This is a genomic window from Variovorax sp., assembly GCF_965279555.1.
GTDB lineage: Bacteria > Pseudomonadota > Gammaproteobacteria > Burkholderiales > Burkholderiaceae_C > Variovorax.
Genome location: NZ_OZ257247.1, coordinates 4,635,292 through 4,656,264 on the forward strand (window position 1 = coordinate 4,635,292; position 20,973 = coordinate 4,656,264).

Annotated in this window: 14 protein-coding genes; 8 read left to right on the top strand and 6 right to left on the bottom strand. The window is 67.6% G+C overall.

Going from position 1 to position 20,973, the window contains the following annotated elements; all coding sequences use genetic code 11:
* The first annotated feature begins 141 nt into the window (after positions 1 to 141).
* Together ACQY8B_RS21705 and ACQY8B_RS21710 are read left to right on the top strand one after the other, a co-directional pair.
* Positions 142 to 573 (top strand): nuclear transport factor 2 family protein, encoded by a 432-nt coding sequence (locus ACQY8B_RS21705; RefSeq protein WP_422088599.1) that lies wholly within the window; start codon positions 142 to 144, stop codon positions 571 to 573.
* A 13-nt stretch (positions 574 to 586) separates the two neighbouring features.
* On the top strand, positions 587 to 1,510 hold the full coding sequence (locus ACQY8B_RS21710; RefSeq protein WP_422088600.1) for a polysaccharide deacetylase family protein: 924 nt from the start codon (positions 587 to 589) through the stop codon (positions 1,508 to 1,510).
* A 17-nt stretch (positions 1,511 to 1,527) separates the two neighbouring features.
* Here ACQY8B_RS21710 and ACQY8B_RS21715 read toward each other — a convergent pair whose 3' ends face one another.
* The 6 genes from ACQY8B_RS21715 to leuS all read right to left on the bottom strand — a co-directional run bounded on the left by ACQY8B_RS21715 (position 1,528) and on the right by leuS (position 10,655).
* On the bottom strand, positions 1,528 to 3,396 hold the full coding sequence (locus ACQY8B_RS21715; RefSeq protein WP_422088601.1) for a potassium transporter Kup: 1,869 nt from the start codon (positions 3,394 to 3,396) through the stop codon (positions 1,528 to 1,530).
* Between the two features lie 165 nt (positions 3,397 to 3,561).
* Complete coding sequence (gshA, locus tag ACQY8B_RS21720) at positions 3,562 to 4,890, bottom strand: glutamate--cysteine ligase (protein ID WP_422088602.1); 1,329 nt, start codon at positions 4,888 to 4,890, stop codon at positions 3,562 to 3,564.
* A gap of 123 nt (positions 4,891 to 5,013) precedes the next feature.
* Positions 5,014 to 6,306 (bottom strand): glutamate-5-semialdehyde dehydrogenase, encoded by a 1,293-nt coding sequence (locus ACQY8B_RS21725; RefSeq protein WP_422088603.1) that lies wholly within the window; start codon positions 6,304 to 6,306, stop codon positions 5,014 to 5,016.
* 92 nt (positions 6,307 to 6,398) lie between these two features.
* The gene (holA, locus tag ACQY8B_RS21730; protein ID WP_422088604.1) at positions 6,399 to 7,472 is read right to left on the bottom strand and encodes a DNA polymerase III subunit delta; all 1,074 of its coding nucleotides are present in this window, start codon (positions 7,470 to 7,472) and stop codon (positions 6,399 to 6,401) included.
* A 7-nt stretch (positions 7,473 to 7,479) separates the two neighbouring features.
* The gene (gene lptE, locus ACQY8B_RS21735; protein WP_422088605.1) at positions 7,480 to 8,001 is read right to left on the bottom strand and encodes an LPS assembly lipoprotein LptE; all 522 of its coding nucleotides are present in this window, start codon (positions 7,999 to 8,001) and stop codon (positions 7,480 to 7,482) included.
* 11 nt (positions 8,002 to 8,012) lie between these two features.
* Positions 8,013 to 10,655 (bottom strand): leucine--tRNA ligase, encoded by a 2,643-nt coding sequence (leuS, locus tag ACQY8B_RS21740; RefSeq protein ID WP_422088606.1) that lies wholly within the window; start codon positions 10,653 to 10,655, stop codon positions 8,013 to 8,015.
* 203 nt (positions 10,656 to 10,858) lie between these two features.
* Between leuS and ACQY8B_RS21745 the strand changes: the two genes are divergently transcribed.
* From ACQY8B_RS21745 to glgC, 6 genes are all read left to right on the top strand, one after another.
* On the top strand, positions 10,859 to 11,824 hold the full coding sequence (locus ACQY8B_RS21745; RefSeq protein WP_422088607.1) for a Bug family tripartite tricarboxylate transporter substrate binding protein: 966 nt from the start codon (positions 10,859 to 10,861) through the stop codon (positions 11,822 to 11,824).
* Between the two features lies 1 nt (position 11,825).
* Positions 11,826 to 12,887 (top strand): NAD/NADP octopine/nopaline dehydrogenase family protein, encoded by a 1,062-nt coding sequence (locus ACQY8B_RS21750; protein WP_422088608.1) that lies wholly within the window; start codon positions 11,826 to 11,828, stop codon positions 12,885 to 12,887.
* Positions 12,888 to 12,984: 97 nt separating this feature from the next.
* A complete protein-coding gene (locus tag ACQY8B_RS21755) occupies positions 12,985 to 14,667 on the top strand; it encodes an alpha-glucosidase (protein ID WP_422088609.1) in 1,683 nt (560 codons plus the stop codon).
* 5 nt (positions 14,668 to 14,672) lie between these two features.
* Positions 14,673 to 16,847, top strand: coding sequence for a 1,4-alpha-glucan branching protein GlgB (gene glgB, locus ACQY8B_RS21760; RefSeq protein ID WP_422088610.1), 2,175 nt, complete (start codon positions 14,673 to 14,675; stop codon positions 16,845 to 16,847).
* A 598-nt stretch (positions 16,848 to 17,445) separates the two neighbouring features.
* A complete protein-coding gene (gene glgX, locus ACQY8B_RS21765; protein WP_422088611.1) occupies positions 17,446 to 19,557 on the top strand; it encodes a glycogen debranching protein GlgX in 2,112 nt (703 codons plus the stop codon).
* Positions 19,558 to 19,645: 88 nt separating this feature from the next.
* Positions 19,646 to 20,962: a glucose-1-phosphate adenylyltransferase gene (gene glgC / locus ACQY8B_RS21770; protein WP_422088612.1), complete on the top strand. Its 1,317-nt coding sequence runs from the start codon at positions 19,646 to 19,648 to the stop codon at positions 20,960 to 20,962.
* Positions 20,963 to 20,973 lie beyond the last annotated feature (11 nt).

Genomic DNA, 20,973 nt, shown 5'->3' on the forward strand with positions numbered 1-20,973 from the left:
CGATTGTGCCGGGAGGGCGGCAGCACCAGATTGTCAACAATCTTGACGCCACAATGTCAACCATCAGGCACGGGAATTGCACGAACCCTGTCGCGATATCCCGCCGTGCACCGCCATGGCCCAGCAAGATTGGAGAAACCCGTGGAAGCATCCGTTTCGCAGCAGAGCAATCCCGCGCTCGACCCCGCCGCCGTGGTGGACGAGTTCCTTCGCCTGGTGATGATTCCCGACCCGCAGTCGGCCTCGCGCTTCACCGCGCCCGACATCCGCATCCGCTTCACCGGCAACCGGCCGATGCAGGCACCCGGTGACACCTCGGCCTTCAATGCGAAGCGCTATGCCTGGGTCAAGAAGAAGATCGAGCGCACCGAGACGGTGTCCGGCGGCACGCCCGAGGAAACGGTGGTCTACAGCCTCGGCACGCTCTACGGCGCATGGCCCGACGGCACGGCCTTCGAAGGCAATCGGTACGTCGACCGCTACGTGGTGCGCCACGGCCTGATCGTGCAGATGGACGTGTGGAACGACAGCGCCGAATGGCTGCTGGTGCGCGCCGGCCTCGCCGTGCTGTGACGAGGCCGCCGGCATGACGACGCGCTGGCCCGACCGGCTCCCCACGCACGACCGCTTCGACTACCGCCCCATCACGCGGCGGCCCGACTACGTGTGGCCGAACGGCGCGCGGCTGGCGGTGTACATCGGCTTCAACGTCGAGCACTTCGCCTTCGGCGACGGGCTGGGTGCATGCATCGGCCCGGCCTCGCCGCAACCCGACGTGCTCAACCACGGCTGGCGCGAGTACGGCAACCGCGTCGGCGCGTGGCGCTGCCTCGATCTGTTCGACGCGCTCGCGCTGCCCACGGGCGCGCTCGTCAACACCGCGCTGTACGACCATTGCCCCGAACTGGTCCAGGCGCTGGTGGACCGCGGCGACGAATTGATCGGCCACGGCCACAGCAACGCCGAACGCCAGGGCGTGCTCGACGAGGTGCACGAGCGCGCGCTGCTGCAGCGCTGCCGCGAGCGCATGCTGCGCGAGAGCGGGCAGGCGCCCGCCGGGTGGCTCTCGCCATGGATTTCGGAAAGCGCCGTCACGCCCGACCTGCTGGCCGAGACCGGCTACGGCTACACGCTCAACTGGTGCCACGACGATCAGCCGCTGCGCATGCGCACGCGCGGCGGCGGCTCGCTGTGGTCGGTGCCGTATCCCCAGGAGCTCAACGACATCCCGATGATCGTCGGCCGCCTGATGGACGCGAAGGACTTCAGCGCGATGGTGATCGACAACTTCGAGGAAATGCTCGGCCAGTCGCGCACGCAGCCGCTGGTGATGGGCGTGGCGCTGCATCCGTACATCGTGGGCCAGCCCTACAGGCTGCGGCACCTGCGCACCGCGCTCGCGCATCTGGCGCATGCGCGCGACCGGGGCGACATCTGGTTCACCACGCCGGGCGCGATCGCCTCGCACGTGGAACAGATTGCGAAGGAACGGCCGGGGGAGTTCGGCTGAGGCGCCCTGCCCCGCCCTCAGATCTCGATCTTCGACCCCAGCTCCACCACCGCGTTGTTCGGCAGCCCCAGGAACGCCGCCGCCCCGCTCGCGTTGTGGTGCATCTGCGCGAACAGCTTCTCGCGCCACGGCGCCATGCCGCTGCCGAGCGTGGGAATCACCACGTCGCGCGACAGGAAGTAGCTGGTCGTCATGGCCTCCAGCTGGCAGCCGCGCATGCGTGCGTGCTCGAGCGCGCGCGGCAGGTCGATGTCGTTCTTGAAGCCGTAGTGCACGATGATCTGCCAGCAGTGATGGCCCAGCGGCTCGATCTCTATGCGCTTGTCCATGGGGATCCAGGGCACCTCGTGATTGCGCACCGTGACGAACATGTTCTGCTCGTGCAGCACTTTGTTGTGCTTGAGGTTGTGCAGCAGCGCATTGGGCACCACGCCCGGCTCGGCCGTGAGGAACACCGCCGTGCCGTCCACGCGCACCGGCGGGCTCACGAACACCGAGTCGAGGAACGACTTCAGGTCGATGGCGTCGGCATGCTGCGCCTCGCCCATCAGGCGGCGGCCTTCCTTCCAGGTGATCATCAGCGTGAACACGAAGCCGCCGATCATCAGCGGGAACCAGCCGCCCTCGAACAGCTTGAGCAGGTTCGAGGCGAAGAACATGAAGTCGACGAAGAAGAACACCGCCGTCGAGCCGATGCACAGCAGCAGCGGCAGCTTCCATGCATAGCGGATCACGAAGAAGGTCAGCACCGTGGTGATGAGCATGTCGGTGGTCACCGCGATGCCATAGGCCGCGGCCAGGCTGCTCGACGAGCGGAACATGACCACCGCCAGCACGATGGCCACGAACAGGCCCCAGTTGACCAGCGGAATGTAGATCTGCCCGGCCGTGCGCACACTGGTGTGCTCGATGTTCAGGCGCGGCAGGTAGCCCAGCTGGATGACTTGGCGCGTGACGCTGAACGCGCCCGTGATGAGCGCCTGCGACGCGATCACCGTGGCCAGCGTGGCCAGCAGTACCAGCGGAATGAGCGCCCATTCGGGCGCCATCATGAAGAACGGGTTCTTCACCGCCTCGGGGTTCTCCAGCAGCAGCGCGCCCTGGCCGAAGTAGTTGAGCGTTAGCGCCGGCATCACGACCGAGAACCACGCGATGCGGATCGGGCTCTTGCCGAAGTGGCCCAGGTCGGCGTACAGCGCCTCGGCACCGGTCACGCACAGCACGGTGGCGCCCAGCAGGATGAAGCTGGTGCCGGGGTTGTCCCAGATGAACTTGAGCGCGTAGAACGGGTTCAGCGCCTTGAGGATTTCAGGGTGGTGCACGATCTGCGACACGCCGAGCACCGCGATCGACAGGAACCACACCAGCGTGACCGGCCCGAAGAACTTGCCGATGCCCGCCGTGCCGCGCTTCTGCACCACGAACAGGCAGAACAGCACGACCAGCGTCAGCGGAATGACGTAATGCGTGAAATGCGGCGACACCACTTCCAGGCCCTCGACCGCCGACAGCACCGAGATGGCCGGCGTGATGACCCCGTCGCCATAGAACAGCGATGTGCCGAAGATGCCGACCACCAGCAGCAGGTGGCGCAGCCTGGGCTTGTCCGCCACCGCACGCGAAGCCAGCGCGAGCATCGCGACCAGCCCGCCCTCGCCTTCGTTGTCGGCGCGCAGCACCAGCACCACGTACTTGATGGAGACGATGACGGTGAGCGTCCAGAAGAACATCGACAGGATGCCGTAGACGTTCTCGACCGTGAACGGCACATGGCCGTGGCCGAAGACTTCCTTGACGGCATACAGGACGCTGGTGCCGATGTCGCCGTAGACGACGCCGATGGCGCCGACGATCAGGCCGGCGGAGATGGTTTTGGGGGCTGACACGAAGTCGATGGGAAAAGGGCTGGCTGTATCAATCGACGTGTCAGACACGCGGGGGAGCGATGGCGGCGGATTCCGCGCCATGCATCCCCTCCGCCCTTTGGGTTCCGTTGATGTGGGGCCGCTATTTTGCCGCCGCCCGCCGCCGCCGCAAGCCGGCCCCCACAATCATTCGTAGATTTCGGCGTCCGGGTTGGTGGCTTCCATCTCGTAGCTGGCGGCCACCATTGCGAGCCGGCCGACCACGCCGTACATATAGAAGCGGTTCGGCGCGCTGGCGCCGGGCTTGGCGCCCGGCTGCGGCAGGTGCGCGCTTTCGGAGAAGGCCAGCGGCACGAAGCTCGCGCCCGGCAGCTTGAGGTTCTCGTCGGGCGCCTGCTCGGCATGCACGCGGTAGAAGCCGCCGACCACGTAGCGGTCCATCATGTAGACAACCGGTTCGGCCACGCCGTTGTGCACGCGCTCATTGGTGAGCACGCCTTCCTGGACGATCAGCTCGGTGGGTTCGCGCAGCTCGCGCAACTCGCGCGCTTCCCGGCTGTTGGCGGCCTTGACGGCCGACGCGCCGCGCGGCTTGCCGATCAGCGCCTCGACGTCTTTCACGTCGCGCACCGTCACCACGCCCGGGCTGCCGCTGTCGCTGTGGCCACCCTTGACGACCACGAACGGCTTCTCGTTGATGCCGTATTCCTTGTACTTGCGGCGCACCTTGGTCAGCACCGCGTCCACATGGCTGGTCAGCACGTCGATGCCGCGGCCCTCGGCCACGTCGACGCCTTCGGCGCGCGCATAGATCGGGTTGATGAGCCAGGGGTCGATGCCCAGCAGCTTGCCGAAGCGCTTGGACAGCTCTTCATAGCTGTGCAGGTGGTTGCTCTTGCGACGCACCGACCAGCCCGCATGCAGCGGCGGCAACAGGTATTGCTCGTGCAGATCCTCGAGGATGCCGGGCGTTCCCGCGGAAAGCTCGTTGTTGAGCAGAATTGTGCAGGGATCGAAGTTCTTCAGCCCCAGCCGGCGCTTGGTGCGCACCACCGGCTCCAGCGTGACGACGTCGCCGCCGGGCAGTTCGATCTTCTTGGGCGACTTGATGGCCGGGTCGATCGACCCGACGCGCACGTTGAGTCCCGCCATATGGAAGATGCGCACCAGTTGCGCGACGTTGGCGAGATAAAAGGTGTTCTTGGAGTGATTTTCCGGAATGACGAGCAGGTTGCGCGCCTCCGGACAGATCTTCTCGATGGCTGCCTGCGCCGCCTGCACGGCCAGCGGCAGCATTTCCTTGGTGAGGTTGTTCCAGCCGCCGGGGAACAGGTTGGTATCGACCGGCGCGAGCTTGAAGCCGGCGTTGCGGATGTCCACGGCGCTGTAGAACGGCGGCGTGTGTTCCATCCACTCGAGCCTGAACCAGCGCTCGATGGCGGGCATCGAGTCGAGTACCCGCTGCTCCAGTTCGTTGATCGGGCCGGTCAGGGCGGTGACGAGATGCGGAACCATGCGGCGGCCTTGTTGGTTTTGTGCTTAAAGGTAGAGCGGAATTGTAGGATTTGGGGATGGCCGCCCCAATGACAAGACTGGAGAAAGCGGTCTTGGTTCAGCCGATCCGCTCTCCACAGCTTCTCAACTCCGGACTTCGCCCTGCCCAAGCACGACGTACTTGAGCGAGGTCAGTCCTTCGATGCCGACCGGTCCGCGGGCGTGGAACTTGTCGGTGCTGATGCCGATTTCGGCACCCAGCCCGAACTCGAACCCGTCCGCGAAGCGGGTGCTCGCATTGACCATGACGCTTGCCGAATCGACCTCGCGCAGGAAGCGCTGCGCATGCACATGGTCGCGCGTGACGATGGCGTCGGTGTGATGGCTCGAATAGCGGTTGATGTGGGCGATGGCCTCGTCCACGCCGGCCACCACCTTGATGCTGATCACGGCGGCGAGGTATTCCTCGGACCAGTCGGACTCCACTGCATCGACCACCTTGGCCTGCGGATCGATGGCGCCATCGGCGCGCAGGATGCGGGCGGCTTCCGGGTCGCAACGCATTTCCACGCCCTTGGCCGCGAAGATGGCGGCGATCTCGGGCAGGAAGTCTTCGGCGACCGTGGCCGACACCAGCAGGCCTTCGGCGGCGTTGCAGGGGCTGTACTTCTGGGTCTTGGCGTTGTCGACGATGCGCAGCGCCATGTCGAACTCGGCCGTGTCGTCCACGTACACATGGCAGTTGCCGTCCAGGTGCTTGATGACCGGCACCTTGGCGTCGCGGCTGATGCGCTCGATCAGGCCCTTGCCGCCGCGCGGAATGATCACGTCCACGAACTCCGGCATGGCGATCAGCTGGCCGACGGCTTCGCGGTCGGTGGTCTGCACCAGCTGCACCGCCTCGACCGGCAGGCCGGCTTCGGCCAGGGCCTCGGACACCAGCAGCGCCAGCGCCTTGTTCGATTCGATGGCTTCCGAGCCTCCGCGCAGGATGGCGGCATTGCCGCTCTTGATGGCCAGGCTCGCGGCTTCGATGGTCACGTTGGGCCGGCTCTCGTAGATCATGCCGAAGACGCCGATCGGCACGCGCATCTGGCCCACGCGGATGCCGCTGGGCTGCTGCTTCATGCCGATGATTTCGCCGATCACGTCGGACATGCCGGCGAGCTGCTCGCAGCCCTGGGCGACGGTCTCGATGACCTTGGGCGTGAGCTTGAGGCGGTCGACCATCGGCGCCGAGAGGCCGGCGGCCGTGGCGCGCTCCAGGTCTTTCCGGTTGGCTGTGGCCAGCACCGGGCCTGCTTCGCGCAGGCGCCGGGCCAGCGCCTTCAGTGCTATGTTTTTGGTAGCTGCATCCGCACGGGCCATGAGGAATGCAGCGGCTTTGGCTTGCAGACCCAGGGTCTGCATGTGCTCGCTGACATTGAACGCGTTCATGCCTCTATTTTCCCATGCCGATCCGTGGCCGGGCTGCGGCGGGCCTTTTGATGGCTGGAGCCATCGCGGATCAGGCGCGGATCAAGCGCGGATCAAGCGCGTCTGGGGGCGGCAGCCGCGCTGCTGCAGGCGCGGCACAGCATCAGCGCCAGCCGTTGCAGCGCCTGCCAGCCGCTGGCGGGCCAGTCGGGCTGCTTCAGGCCCTTCACGATGCCGTCGACCACGTGCGCGGCGCGCAGCAGGCGGGTCAGCATGCGGTCGTCCAGCCGGGGCAGCACGCGCTCGAAGGCACGCTCGCGCGTGCCCCAGATGCGGTTCTCGCGCAGCGCCATGGGCAGCGGACGGCCCGAGGCCATGGCGTCCTTCACGCGCTTGAGGGCACGGATGTCCTCGGCGATCGTGTAATGCACCAGCACCTCGGCCTCGCCCTCGGCCTGCAGGCCGTCGAGCATGCGCGCCACGCGCTGCGGGTTGCCGGCCAGCACGGCTTCGGACAACTTGAACACGTCGTAGCGCGCCACGTTGTTGACTGCGCCTTCGACCTGCTCCCAGCTGAGCTCGCCTGCGGGATGCAGCAGCGCGAGCTTCTGGATTTCCTGGTGCGCCGCGAGCAGGTTGCCCTCGACCCGGTCGGCAAAGAACTGCAGCGTGCGCTGGCCTTCGTCGCCGGGCATCACGCGCTGGCCCTGCTGGCCCAGGCGCTGCGCGATCCATTGCGGCAGCGCGCTGCGCTCGATCGGGTCGACCTGGATGCTCGCGCCGTTGTTCTCCAGCGCCGAGAACCAGGCGCCGGTGCGCGTGGCCTTGTCCAGCCGCGGCAGCATCACCAGCGTGAGCGTGCTGTCGTTGCCGGGTGCCGACTCGGCCAGCTGCTGCAGCGCCGCGCTGCCGTCCTTGCCCGGCTTGCCCGACGGAATGCGGATCTCCACGATCTGCTTGTCGGCGAACAGCGAAAGCGAGCCGCCGGCCGCGAGCACCGCGCTCCAGTCGAAGTGCGCGCCGGCCACGGTGTACGAACTGCGCTCGGTGTAGCCCTGCGCGCGCGCGGCGGCGCGGATGGCGTCGGCCGCTTCCTGCGCGAGCAGCGGCTCGTCGCCGTGGATCGTGTAGAGCGGCTTCAGGCCCTTCTGCAGATGAGCCCCGAGCGAGGCGCTGGCGAGTTGCATCGACGGATTACAGCGACTTGACCGCTGCGATACGGCGCATCAGCTGCTGCGCGATGTCCGACTGCATGTCGCGGAACAGCAGGTCGGCCTCGCCTTCCTTGGCCAGCGCATTGGTCTCGTTGAAGCTCAGGTCGCGCGTCTGCGAGACCTCGGCGGCGGGAATCAGGTCCTTGCCTGCCGGAGTGCGCAGCCGGAAGCGGATGCGCAGCTGCAACTGCAGCTCGCGCACCAGGCCCGCCGAATTGGTCGAGATCACGATGCGGTTGCGGTCCTCGCCCAGGATCTCCAGGATCACGTCGGCCTTGGTGGCGTCTTCCGGCGGCAGCACGGTCACCGAGCCGGTGGCCCGCAGTTCGCGCCGGATCTGGTTGATCATGGCCGTGCTGCCCGACACCGACAGCGACTTGAACGCAAAGACCGGTGCCTTGCGCAGCTCGAAGCCGCACCCGGCCAGGCCGAGCGAGGCGCCGGCCGCCGCCAGTCCGAGGAGAAGGCCGCGGCGCGGCAGCGAGACATTGCGATTGTTCATGCTTGAGTCGTTCAAAGAACCACGTTGACCAGACGGCCGGGAACCACGATCACGCGCTTGGGTGGCGCGCCTTCGGCGAAGTTGACGAAGTCGTCGCAGGCCAGCGCGAGTTTTTCGATCTCGTCCTTCGAAGCGCTGGCCGGCACGCTGAGCTTGCCGCGCAGCTTGCCGTTGACCTGCAGCATGAGCTCGATCTCGTCCTGCACCAGCGCGCCGACGTCGACCGTGGGCCAGGGTGCGTCGAGCAGCCCGCCCAGGTCCTTGTCGTAGCCGAGTTCGTTCCACAGCTGTTGCGCGATGTGCGGCGTGGCGGGGTACAGGCAGCGCAGCAGGATGCCGAAGCCCTCGCGCACCGCGGCGGCGTCGCCCGCGCTGCCGTCGGGCTTGAAGCCTTCCAGCGCGTTGAGCAGCTTCATCGCGCCCGACACCACCGTGTTGTATTGCATGCGCTGGTAGTCGTAGTCGATCTGGCGCAGCACGGTATGCACTTCGCGGCGAAGCGCCTGGGCGCCCTTGCCGAAGGTCTGGCCGGCCAGCGCGACGGGAGCGATGTCGGCCTGCGCCGCGCCGAAGTTCCACACCCGGCGCAGGAAGCGGTAGCTGCCTTCGACGGCCGCGTCGTTCCACTCGAGGGTGGCTTCGGGCGGCGCGGTGAACATGGTGTACAGGCGGGCCGTGTCGGCGCCGTACTTCTCGATCAGGTCCTGCGGGTCGACGCCGTTGCGTTCGCTCTTGCCCATCTTGCCCACGCCGCCGTACTCGACCTTCGTGCCATCCGCGGTGGTGCCGCCAATGATGCGGCCCTGCGCGTCTAGCACGGTCGTGACCTCGGTGGGCGGGAAGTAGTCCTTGCCGCCCTTCTCGTTGCGCTTGTAGAAGATGTGGTTGAGCACCATGCCCTGCGTCAGCAGCTTGCTGAAGGGCTCGTCGGCCTTCAGCAGGCCGAGGTCGCGCATCACCTTGGTCCAGAAGCGCGCGTACAACAGGTGAAGAATGGCGTGCTCGATGCCGCCGATGTACTGGTCCATCGGCATCCAGTAGTCGGCGCCGCCGGCCACCATGGCTTCGTCGTTCTTCGGGTCGCAGTAGCGCATGAAGTACCACGACGAGTCGACGAAGGTGTCCATGGTGTCGGTCTCGCGCCGCGCGGGCTTGCCGCAGACGGGGCAGACCACGCCTGCATGGAAGCCTTCGTGCTTGTGCAGCGGGTTGCCCGAGCCGTCGGGCACGCAGTCGGTCGGCAGCACCACGGGCAGGTCCTTCTCGGGGACCGGCACCGCGCCGTGTTCTTCGCAATGGATGATCGGGATCGGCGTGCCCCAGTAGCGCTGGCGGCTCACGCCCCAGTCGCGCAGGCGCCAGGTGGTCTGCAGCTCGCCCAGGCCCTTCTGGCCCAGCGCATGCGCCACGGCGGCCACGGCCTCCTTGTAGCGCATGCCGCTGAAGTTGTCGGAGTTGATGGTCACGCTGCGCTGCCCGGACTCGTCTTTCAGGCCGTACCAGTCCTGCCACTTGTGATAGTCGAAGTGCGGCTCGTCGTCGACCAGAACGACCTGGATGATCTCGATGCCGTACTTGTTGGCGAAGGCGAAGTCGCGCTCGTCGTGCGCGGGCACGCCCATCACGGCGCCGTCGCCGTAGCCGATGAGCACGTAGTTGCCGACCCACACCGGCACCTGCTCGTCGGTGATCGGGTGCGTCACCGTGAGGCCGGAGGGCACGCCCTTCTTCTCTTGCGTGGCGAGCTCGGCCTCGGTGGTGCCGCCGCTCTTGCATTCCTCGATGAAGGCCGCGACCTTGGGGTCGAGCGTGGCGGCATGCGCGGCCAGCGGGTGCTCGGGCGCCACGGCGCAGAAGGTCACGCCCATGATGGTGTCGGCGCGCGTGGTGAACACGTACATGCGGCCGTCCTGGATCAGCTTGCCGTCGGCGCCCTTGATGTCATGGGTGAAGGCGAAGCGCAGGCCTTCGCTCTTGCCGATCCAGTTTTCCTGCATCAGCTTGACGCGCTCGGGCCAGCCCGGCAGCTTGTGCTGGGTGTGCTCGAGCAGTTCCTCGGCGTAGTCGCTGATCTTCAGGTAGTAGCCCGGGATCTCGCGGCGCTCGACCGTGGCGCCGGTGCGCCAGCCCTTGCCGTCGATCACCTGCTCGTTGGCCAGCACGGTCTGGTCGACCGGGTCCCAGTTCACGACCTGGGTCTTGCGGTAGGCAATGCCCTTTTCGAGCATCTTCAGGAACAGCCACTGGTTCCACTTGTAGTAGCTCGGGTCGCAGGTGGCGATCTCGCGGCTCCAGTCGATGGCCAGGCCCATGGCCTGGAGCTGGCCCTTCATGTAGGCGATGTTCTCGTAGGTCCACTTGGCCGGCGGCACGCCGTTCTTCAGCGCCGCGTTCTCGGCCGGCAGGCCGAAGGCGTCCCAGCCCATGGGCATCAGCACGTTGTAGCCGCTCATGCGCAGGTAGCGCGTGAGCATGTCGTTGATCGTGTAGTTGCGCACGTGGCCCATGTGCAGCTTGCCGCTGGGATACGGCAGCATCGAGCAGGCGTAGTACTTCTTGCGGCTCGCGTCCTCGGTGACGCGGTAGGCATCGGCGGCGCTCCATTGCGCCTGGGCAGCGGACTCGACGTCGCTGGGTTTGTAGCTGGGATTCATGGCGGTTCGGCAAGAGCCCGGCGCAAGGCGGCCGGGAACGCGGGATTATCGCGCCGGACTAGACTCGCCCCCAGGCTTCGCGCACTTCGTGTCGCTTCTCCTTCCCCCTGCCGGGGGCAATGCCGGCGGCCCGGCAAAGCCGGTTCCGCGGCATTTCGCGAAATAACGAAGCCCAAACAGTGCGCCACGGGATGGAATTCGCCATGAAATTGTTTTTGAAACACCTTGTCGTGTGCTTCGCCGTGGTTGCCGCCACGCCGCTGTGGGCACAACACAACGACAAGCCCCTGCGCATCGTCGTGCCCTTCGCCACCGGCGGCGCGCAGGACGTCATCGCGCGCTACCTGGGCGCCAAGCTGACCGACAAGCTGGGCCAGCCGGTCATCATCGACAACAAGGCCGGCGCCGGCGGCATCGTGGCAGCCGACGCCGTGGCCAAGGCGACCGACGGCGCCACGGTGCTGCTGGCCACGGGCGGCGCGGTCACGATCGCTCCCCACCTGCAGGCCAGGCTGCCCTACGACCCGGTGCACGAGCTGGTGCCGGTGGCCCTGGTGGCCGACACGCCCATGACGCTGTCGGTGCGCACCGAAAGCCCCTACAAGACCGTGGCCGATGTGCTGAGCGACGCCAAGGCCAGGCCGGGCCAGGTGACCTACGCCTCGACCGGCAACGGCACCGTCTCGCACCTGACCGGGGCGCTGCTGGCCCAGGCCAGCGGCGTGAACATGCTGCACGTGCCCTACCGGGGCGCGGCGCCCGCCATGACCGACCTGCTGGGCGGGCAGGTGGCAACCATCGTGACCAGCGTGGCCTCGATCGAGCCCATGGTCGCCAGCGGCAAGGCGCGCGTGCTGGGCACCTTCTCGCGCGTTTCCCTCCCCAGCATGGGCTCGGCGCCCACCATCGGCGAGGCCACCGGCCTGCCGGGCATGGAAGTGCCGGTCTGGGTCGGCGTGATGGCCCCGGCACGCATGCCGGCGGCAAGCATCGAGAAGCTGTCGGCAGCGCTGATGGAGGTGTGCAACCTGCCGCAGACGAAGCAGCGCTTCGCCCAACTGGGCGCGGTCAACACCTGCGGCGGCCCGGCCGCGCTGGGCAAGGTCGTGGCGGAAGACAGCCAGCGCTGGGCGAAGGTCATCAAACAAGGCGGGATCAAGGTTGAATAGATTGGCACACCGCGTCGGCATTGCCGGCACCGGGGCGATCGCGCTGGCCAGCGCGGCTTGGCTGCGGCGGGCGGGGCACGGCGTGGCCGTGTGGTCGCCGGGCGGCCGGGGCGCCGAGGCCCTGCGTACTCAGGCGCTGGAAGCCGGCGGCATCCAGTCGTTTTCGGTGACCGTCGAGGTTGCCGACGACGCAGCCGGCCTTTGCGCGGCATCGGACGTGCTGCTGCTCGCCCTGCCGGTCAACGGCCACAAGCGGTTGATGGACGCGCTGCTGCCCTTCCTGCGCGACGGCCAGACGGTGATCGTCAGCTCGATGGCCTCGCTGTCGTCGCTCTATCTCCATGAAGCAGCCAGGCAAGCCGGACGCCAGGTCACCGTCGCCAGCTTCGGCACGACCGTGCTGACCGCGCGCCGGGAGTCGGCCACGCAGGTCAAGGTCATGACGCGGCGCAAGGCGGTCGGCGTGTCCACCCTGCCCGGCGCGAAGGCGGACGAGGCCGTCGCGCTGTGCACCGAGCTCTTCGGCGACGGCTTCTTCCCGCAGGAAAGCGCCCTCGCCAGCGCCCTGGCCAACGTCAACGCGCAGTCGCACGGCCCGCTGGCGGTGTTCAACTGGACCCGCATCGAGCGCGCCGAGAACTGGCCGCAATACCACTGCATGACGCCCGGCGTGTCGCGCGCGATCGAGGCGCTCGACCAGGAGCGCCGCGCCGTGGCGCGGGCCTTCGGCATCGAGCTCGGCCCCATCGAGGCGCACTTCGCGCGCTCCTTCGGCACCACGTCGGAAAAGCTGGCGGACATCGCCGCCGAGCTGCACGCCAAGCGCGGCGGGCCGCCCGGCCCGGTGCAGGTCGACACCCGCTACGTGACCGAGGACATGCCCTACGGCCTGGCGTTCATAGAGGCGCTGGGCGCCATCGCCGGCGTGCCCACGCCCGCGACCCGCACCATCGTGGACGCGGCCTCGCTGGTCAACGGCATCGACTTCCGCCGCGAGAACGACTTGCTCGAACCGCTGGGCCTGGCGAACGAAACCGTCGCGGGGCTGCTCGCGCGGCTGTGATGGCAGCGGCCGGAGGCCGCGCACCAACGCCCGCACGGGGCGTATCACTGGCCCGAATCTCGCATGCCACAATGGTTTTCCGACCACAGGGACCGGCATGGGCACCAGCGACAAGAGCAGCGACAAAGGCGGCAGCGAATGGTGGCGCGGCGCGGTGATCTACCAGATCTACCCGCGCAGCTTCAGCGACAGCAACGGCGACGGCATCGGAGACCTGCCCGGCATCACGGCCCGGCTCGACCACGTGGCGGCGCTGGGCGTCGATGCGGTCTGGGTCTCGCCCTTCTTCCGTTCGCCGATGAAGGACTTCGGCTACGACGTGTCCGACTACCGCGCGGTCGATCCGCTGTTCGGCACGCTGGCCGACTTCGACGCCATGCTCGCGCGCATGCATGCGCTGGGCCTGAGGCTCATCATCGACCAGGTGCTCTCGCACACTTCCGACCAGCACGCCTGGTTCGCCGAAAGCCGCAGCTCCCGCGACAACCCCAAGGCCGACTGGTACGTGTGGGCCGACCCCAAACCCGACGGCACGCCGCCCACCAACTGGCTGTCGGTGTTCGGCGGCTCGGCCTGGCAATGGGATGCGCGGCGGCGGCAGTACTACCTGCACAGCTTTCTTGCCGAACAGCCCGACCTGAACTTCCATTGCGCCGAGGTGCAGGAGGCCTTGCTCGGCGAAGTGCGCTTCTGGTGCGAGCGCGGCGTCGACGGCTTCCGCTTCGACGCCTGCAACCACCAGTTCCACGACGCGCTGCTGCGCGACAACCCGCCGGCCTCGCTCGCGTCGATCGACGAGGTCAGCACGGTGCGCGCCGACAACCCGTATGCGATGCAGCAGCACCTGTATGACAAGAGCCAGCACGAGAACCTGGCGTTTCTCGAAAACCTGCGCCGGCTGCTCGACGGCTACGGCGCGGTGGCGCTGGGCGAGGTCGGCGACGAGAACGCGCCGCCCGTCATGGCGCAATACACCGAGAGCGGCAAGCGCCTGCACCTGGCCTACAGCTTCAGCCTGCTCACGGCCGACCACAGCCCCGGGCACCTGCGCCACCAGGTGGAAGCACTCGATGGCGCGCTGGCGCCCGCCGGCGGCTGGGGCTGCTGGGCCGTGTCGAACCACGACGTGCCGCGCGTCGCCACCCGCTGGAGCGGCGGCGCACCCGCCGACACGCGCCGCGACCGCCTCTGGCTGATGCTGCTGCTCACGCTGCGCGGCAGCGCCAGCATCTACCAAGGCGAGGAACTCGGCCTGCCCGAGGCCGAGGTGCCGTTCGAACTCCTGCAAGACCCTTACGGCCGGGCGTTCTGGCCCGAATTCAAGGGCCGCGACGGCTGCCGCACGCCGATGCCCTGGACCGACGAGGCGCCGCACGGCGGCTTCACCGCCGGCACGCCCTGGCTGCCGGTGTACGGCCCGCACCTGCCGCTGGCCGTTGCGCGGCAGGCCGACGACCCGGGCTCGATGCTCGCCTTCAGCCGCGCCCTGCTGCGCTGGCGCCGCACGCAGCCGCTGCTGCGCACCGGCGGCATCGCCTTCATCGACGCGCCCGAGCCCCTGCTGCATTTCGAGCGCACCGACGGGAACCAATCGCTCCACGCGATCTTCAACCTGGGAAGCGCGCCGGTGTCGATGTCCTTGCCCGATGGATTGCAGCCTCTCGTCGGACAACCGCTCGCGCCGACCGCCGCCGTGCAGAGCATCGGTGAAAAGCGCATGCTGGTGCTGGCGCCCTATGGCGTCTTCATCGGCATGCCCGCCGAAGAAGGAATGAGCTGACCGCCATGCCCCTGAAGCCGTTGTCCGAATCCGAAGTCCGCGCGCTCATGCGCGCCGAACACGGCGATCCGTTCGCCGTGCTGGGGCCGCACGAGACTGCCGAGGGCCTGGAGGTGCGCGCGCTTCTGCCCGGCGCGCAGCGCGTGGCGGTGGTGCATTCGCGCACCGGCTGGCCGCTGTCGATTCTTTCGCGCCACGGCGAGTCGGACCTGTTCAGCGGACTGGTGCCGGCGGCCGAGGCCCGCATGGGCTATTCGTTCCAGATCGACTGGGACGCCCACACCTCTCGGCTCGAGGACCCCTACCGCTTTCCGTTCGTGCTCGGCGATACCGACGTCTGGCTGCTGGCCGAGGGCACGCACCTGCGGCCGTGGGAGCGGCTGGGCGCGCACCTGCGCGAGATGAACGGCGTCAAGGGCGTGGCCTTCGCGGTCTGGGCGCCAAACGCGCGGCGCGTGTCGGTGGTCGGCGACTTCAACAACTGGGACGGCCGGCGCCACATGATGCGGCTGCGCCGCGAGTGCGGCGTGTGGGAAATCTTTGCGCCGCACGTGACGGTGGGCGATGCCTACGAGTTCGAGATTCTTTCGGCGCACGGCGAAGTGCTGCGCAAGGCCGACCCGTTCGCGTTCTCGGCACAGCTGCGGCCAGACACCGCCTGCGTGGTGCAGCCGCTGCCGGCCGCAGTCAAGATGCCCGAAGGCCGCGCCGAGGCCAACGGCCGCCATGCGCCGATCAGCATTTATGAAGTGCACCTGGGCTCGTGGCGCCGCAAGAACAACGGCCACGAGTGGCTCGACTACCGCGAGCTGGCCGACACGCTGGTGCCCTATGCGCGCGACATGGGCTTCACGCACATCGAGCTGCTGCCGATCAGCGAGCATCCGTTCGACGGCTCCTGGGGCTACCAGCCGATCGGCCTGTACGCGCCGACCTCGCGCTTCGGCACGCCGGGCGACTTCCGCCATTTCGTCGAGGCCGCGCATGCGGCGGGGCTGGGCGTGATCTTGGACTGGGTGCCAGCGCATTTCCCGACCGACGCGCACGGCCTCGGCAGCTTCGACGGCACCGCGCTTTATGAGTACGCCGACCCGCGCGAGGGCTTCCACAACGACTGGCAGACGCTGATCTTCAACTACGCGCGCACCGAGGTGCGCAACTACCTCGTCGGCAATGCCCTCTACTGGCTGGAGCGCTACGGCGTGGACGGCCTGCGCGTGGACGCGGTGGCCTCGATGCTCTACCGCGACTACAGCCGCAAGGCGGGCGAGTGGATACCCAACACCTTCGGCGGACGCGAGAACCTCGAAGCCATCGACTTCCTTCGGCGCATGAACCGCGTGGTGGGCGTCGAGCGGCCCGGCGCGGTGACGCTGGCAGAGGAGTCGACCAGCTTCCCCGGAGTGACCCGCCCGCCGGAAGACGGCGGCCTGGGCTTTCACTACAAGTGGAACATGGGGTGGATGAACGACACCCTGGCGTATGCGGGCACCGACCCGGTCTACCGCAAGCACCACCACCAGAAGATCACCTTCGGGCTGATGTATGCGCACAGCGAAAACTTCGTGCTGCCGCTGTCGCACGACGAGGTGGTGCACGGCAAGGGTTCGCTGATCGGGCGCATGCCGGGGGACGAGTGGCAGAAGTTTGCCGGGCTGCGCAACCTGTATGGCTACCTCTGGGCGTATCCCGGCAAGAAGCTGTTGTTCATGGGGGGCGAGTTCGCGCAGTACGCCGAATGGAATGCGGACTGCAGCCTGGACTGGCATCTGCTGGAGCACGCGGCGCATCAGGGCGTGCGGCGGCTGGTGCGCGACCTGAACAACGTGTACCGGCATTTTCCGGCGCTGCACGAGCTCGATCATGACGGCGACGGGTTCGAGTGGATCGTGCATGACGATGCGGATCAGTCGGTGTTTGCCTTTGTTCGGAGGGCTCGTGACGGGGCGTTCGTCATTGCTGTCTGCAACTTCACGCCTGTGCCTCGGGTTGGGTACCGGTTGGGGGTTCCGTTTGCTGGCTCTTATCGGGAGATCATCAATACGGATGGGGCTGTGTATGGGGGGAGTGGGGTTGGCAACGGGGTTGTCGAAAGCTCTGCCGTCGAGTGGCATGGGAAGGCGGACTCTGTTTGTGTCAGCTTGCCGCCTCTGGGTACTGTGATGTGGGTGTTGGTTTGATGTTTTTGGGTGTTTGTTTTCCGGGGCCGGGTCTCGGCCCGGCGGCCGAGCTACTTTTCTTTGCTTCGCCAAAGAAAAGTAGGCAAAAGAAAGGCGACCCTGCTGTCTGCGACCCTTCGCTTCGCTACGGGCAACCTGCGGTGCTCGACGTAGACGGGGGTCCGCAGAACTCGCTTCGCTCAAACAGCTGCGGCCCTGATCCCGCCTACGTCTGCGCTCCTCGGCGCAGCCAGAAGGGGGTTGGAAACCGAACACGCCATCGCTGCGCTCGGCGCGAACGGCGCAGCCGCGCAGCGGCTGCGCCACATAGGGCCGAGCGAAGCAAAGGCCAGTGTCGGTTCCCGCTCCCACCCCTCTGGCTGCGCCGAGGAGCGCAGCGTTTCGCGGATCAGGGCTCGCAGCTGTTTGAGCGAAGCGAGTTCTGCGAGACCCCGCGAAACGCGAGCACCGCAGGTTGCCCCGTAGCGAAGCGAAGGGGTCGCAGACAGTGGGGTCGCCTTTTCTTTGCTTACTTTCTTTTGGCGAAGCAAAAGAAAGTGAGTCGCCCGCCGGGGCGAGTCCCGGCCCCGGGCAGCAAGCCCCCTGCAAGGCAAAAACAATGCTGAGCCCAGGCCACCCCTTCCCCCTGGGCGCAACCCCCACGAAGCAAGGCGTCAACTTCGCTCTGGCAGCGCCAGCAGCCCAAGCCGTGGAGCTGTGCATCTTCGATGCCACAGGCAAGAACGAACAGCAGCGACTGAAACTGTCGGCACAGACAGACGGCATCTGGCACGGCCTCCTCCCCAACGGGAAGCCGGGCCTGGTCTACGGCTATCGTGTGCACAGCCCTTGGTTACCCCACGAGGGAAAGCGCTTCAATCCCTGCAAGCTCCTGCTCGACCCATATGCGCGCGAGATCGTCGGCAGCTACGACGGCAGCGACATCTTTCTGGGCCACGATCCGGCGAGCCCCGCCGAACGGGACACCCGCGACAACGCCAGCGTCGCCCTGAAAGCCCGCGTCGCCGCGCCCTCCAACGCGCCGGCCGCCCCGGGCCACGCCCGCATCGCGGCAGGTGACCGCGTCCTCTACGAACTGCACGTCAAGGGCCAGACAAAGCTGCACCCTGCCGTGCCCGCCCCCCTTCGAGGCAGCTATGCGGGACTGGCCGAACCCGCCGTGCTCGACCATCTTCAGCGCCTGGGCGTCACCACCCTGAGCCTCATGCCCGTGCAGCACCGCGCAGACGAACAGCGCCTGCTGCACATGGGCCTGAGCAACTACTGGGGCTACAGCACCATCGGCTGGTTCGCGCCCGAAGCCCGCTACTGGAGCGGCCGCCCCGGCACCACGCCCGCCGGCGAGTTCCGGGCGATGGCCGACGCGATCCACGCGCGCGGCATGGAACTGGTGATCGACGTCGTCTACAACCACAGCGCCGAGACCGACGAATTCGGCCCCACCCTCTCGCTGCGCGGCATCGACAACGCCCTGTACTACCGCCTGCGCCCCGACGACGGCGCGCTCTACGAGAACTGGGCCGGCACCGGCAACTGCCTCGACCTGACCGAGCCGCGCGTGCTGCAACTGGTAATGGACAGCCTGCGCTTCTGGGCCTGCGAGATGGGTGTCGACGGCTTCCGCTTCGACCTGGCGCCGGTGCTCGGCCGCGGTGCGAAGAACAACAACGGCTTCGACCCGCGCGCGCCCTTCTTCGCGGCCATTGCGCAAGACCCGGTGCTGTCTCGCACGCTGCTCATCGCCGAGCCCTGGGACCTGGGCCCCGGCGGCTATCGCCTGGGCGAATTCCCGCCCGGCTGGCTCGAGTGGAACGACCGCTACCGCGACACCCAGCGCGGCTTCTGGCTGCGGCAGGACCACGAGGGCGACGGAAAGGCCGGCCTGGGCGACTTCGCGCAGCGCTTCACCGCGTCGAGCACGCAGTTCGCGCACGATGGCCGCGCGCCGAGCGCCAGCGTCAACTTCATCACCGCGCACGACGGCTTCACGCTGCGCGACCTCGTCAGCTACGACGAGCGCCACAACCTCGCGAACGGGGAAGGCAACCGCGACGGCCACGGCCACAACCTGAGCAACAACTGCGGCGTCGAGGGCCCGAGCGACGACCCCGGCGTGCTGGCCCTGCGCGAGCGGCTGCGGCGCGCGCTGCTGGCCACGCTGATGCTCTCCCAGGGCACGCCGATGCTGCTGGCCGGCGACGAACTGGGCCACACCCAGCAAGGCAACAACAACGCCTACTGCCAGGACAACGAGACCACCTGGCTCGCCTGGATCGGCGCCGCGTCCGACCCCGCGAGCGACGCGGCCCGCATGAGCGCCTTCGTGGCGCGGCTGGCGGCGCTGCGGCGCGAAGCCCCGGCGCTGCGCAGCGCGCGCTGGTGGCCGGCCGAGCCGCCCGAAGGCACGCCGCCCGGCATCCGCTGGCTGCGCCCCGACGGCGAACCGATGACACCCGCCGACTGGCAGACAGGCACGGCCCTTGCAATCCTCTTTGCCGGGAGCGATGCATCGGATGAAGCAAGCGGAAAACAAAGCGCATGGCTGGTGATGGTGAACGCGGGGCCGGACACCGTGCAGTTCAGGCTGCCAGGGGGCGGCTGGCGCCTGTGCCTGTCCACCGACCCCGGCCACGACCCGGGGAACCTGGCGCGGCCGCTCGACGGCACGGCGCAGGTGCCTTTCTCGAGCCTCGGAATTGCAAGAACGTAGAAGCCAGCCGCAGGGCGCGGTGCTAGTCTCGATGCAGAAACTCTGACGGCGGATGAATTCCAACAATCGAACGAACGGAGACTTCAGGATGGACAACCTCGCACCCCAAGCGCCACAGCAACCGCAGCAAGAGCTGCAGGCCCACCAGCTGGTCCGCCGCACCATCGCCCTGGTGCTGGCCGGCGGACGCGGCTCCCGCCTGAAGCAGCTGACCGACCGCCGCGCCAAGCCGGCGGTGTACTTCGGCGGCAAGTTCCGCATCATCGATTTCGCGTTGTCCAACTGCCTGAACTCCGGCATCCGGCGCATGGCGGTGGTCACGCAGTACAAGTCGCATTCGCTCATGCGCCATCTGCAGCGCGGCTGGAGCTTCCTGCGGGCCGAGCTCAACGAGATGGTCGACGTGCTGCCCGCGCAGCAGCGCGTGGGCGACGAGCACTGGTACCGCGGCACGGCCGACGCGGTGTTCCAGAACCTCGACATCATCCAGACCCGCTCCACGCCGCACGACTACGTCGTGGTGCTGGCCGGCGACCACATCTACAAGATGGACTACTCGATCATGGTCAAGGACCACGCCGAGCGCGGCCTGGGCTGCACCGTCGGCTGCATCGAGGTGCCGCGCATGGAGGCCACCGCCTTCGGCGTGATGCACGTGGACGGCGACCGCAAGGTCACGGCCTTCCTGGAAAAACCCACCGACCCGCCGGCCATGCCCGGCAAGCCGGACGTGGCACTGGCCAGCATGGGCATCTACGTGTTCGATTCCAGCTACCTCTATCGCTTGCTGGAGGAAGACAGCAAGGACCCGAACTCCGACCACGACTTCGGCAAGGACATCATCCCGCGCGCCGTGGCGGAGGGCCGCGCGCTGGCGCATCCGTTCGGCATGTCGTGCGTGACCCGCGCCATGCGCGGCGGCGACAGCCCGACCTACTGGCGTGACGTGGGCACGATCGATGCCTTCTGGGCAGCCAACCTCGATCTGGCCTCGATCACCCCGGAGCTCGACATCTATGACACCAATTGGCCCATCTGGACCTACCAGCGCCAGTTGCCGCCAGCCAAGTTCGTGTTCGGGCGCGACGGCAAGCCCGGCCTCACGACCAACACCATCGTCTCCGGCGGCTGCATCGTGTCGGGGTCGTCGGTGAGCGACTCGGTGCTGTTCTCGGGCGTGCGCATCCATTCGTTCTGCACGATCTCGCAGGCGGTGCTGCTGCCCGACGTCGAAGTGGGACGCGGCTGCCGCCTGAGCAAGGTGGTCATCGACCGCGCCTGCGTGATCCCCGACGACATGGTGATCGGCGAGGACGCCGAGGCCGACGCCGCGCGCTTCGAGCGCACCGAGAGCGGCGTGGTGCTGGTCACGCGCGAAATGCTCAAGCGGCTTGCGCCTGCCTGATACCCACCTTC

Coding starts and splice junctions, on each gene's coding strand:
- glgB (WP_422088610.1), top strand. CDS start 14,673: ATGCCCCTGAAGCCGTTGTCCGAATCCGAAGTCCGCGCGCTCATGCGC.
- ACQY8B_RS21755 (WP_422088609.1), top strand. CDS start 12,985: ATGGGCACCAGCGACAAGAGCAGCGACAAAGGCGGCAGCGAATGGTGG.
- leuS (WP_422088606.1), bottom strand. CDS start 10,655: ATGAATCCCAGCTACAAACCCAGCGACGTCGAGTCCGCTGCCCAGGCG.
- ACQY8B_RS21710 (WP_422088600.1), top strand. CDS start 587: ATGACGACGCGCTGGCCCGACCGGCTCCCCACGCACGACCGCTTCGAC.
- ACQY8B_RS21725 (WP_422088603.1), bottom strand. CDS start 6,306: ATGAACGCGTTCAATGTCAGCGAGCACATGCAGACCCTGGGTCTGCAA.
- lptE (WP_422088605.1), bottom strand. CDS start 8,001: ATGAACAATCGCAATGTCTCGCTGCCGCGCCGCGGCCTTCTCCTCGGA.
- ACQY8B_RS21745 (WP_422088607.1), top strand. CDS start 10,859: ATGAAATTGTTTTTGAAACACCTTGTCGTGTGCTTCGCCGTGGTTGCC.
- glgX (WP_422088611.1), top strand. CDS start 17,446: ATGCTGAGCCCAGGCCACCCCTTCCCCCTGGGCGCAACCCCCACGAAG.
- holA (WP_422088604.1), bottom strand. CDS start 7,472: ATGCAACTCGCCAGCGCCTCGCTCGGGGCTCATCTGCAGAAGGGCCTG.
- gshA (WP_422088602.1), bottom strand. CDS start 4,890: ATGGTTCCGCATCTCGTCACCGCCCTGACCGGCCCGATCAACGAACTG.
- glgC (WP_422088612.1), top strand. CDS start 19,646: ATGGACAACCTCGCACCCCAAGCGCCACAGCAACCGCAGCAAGAGCTG.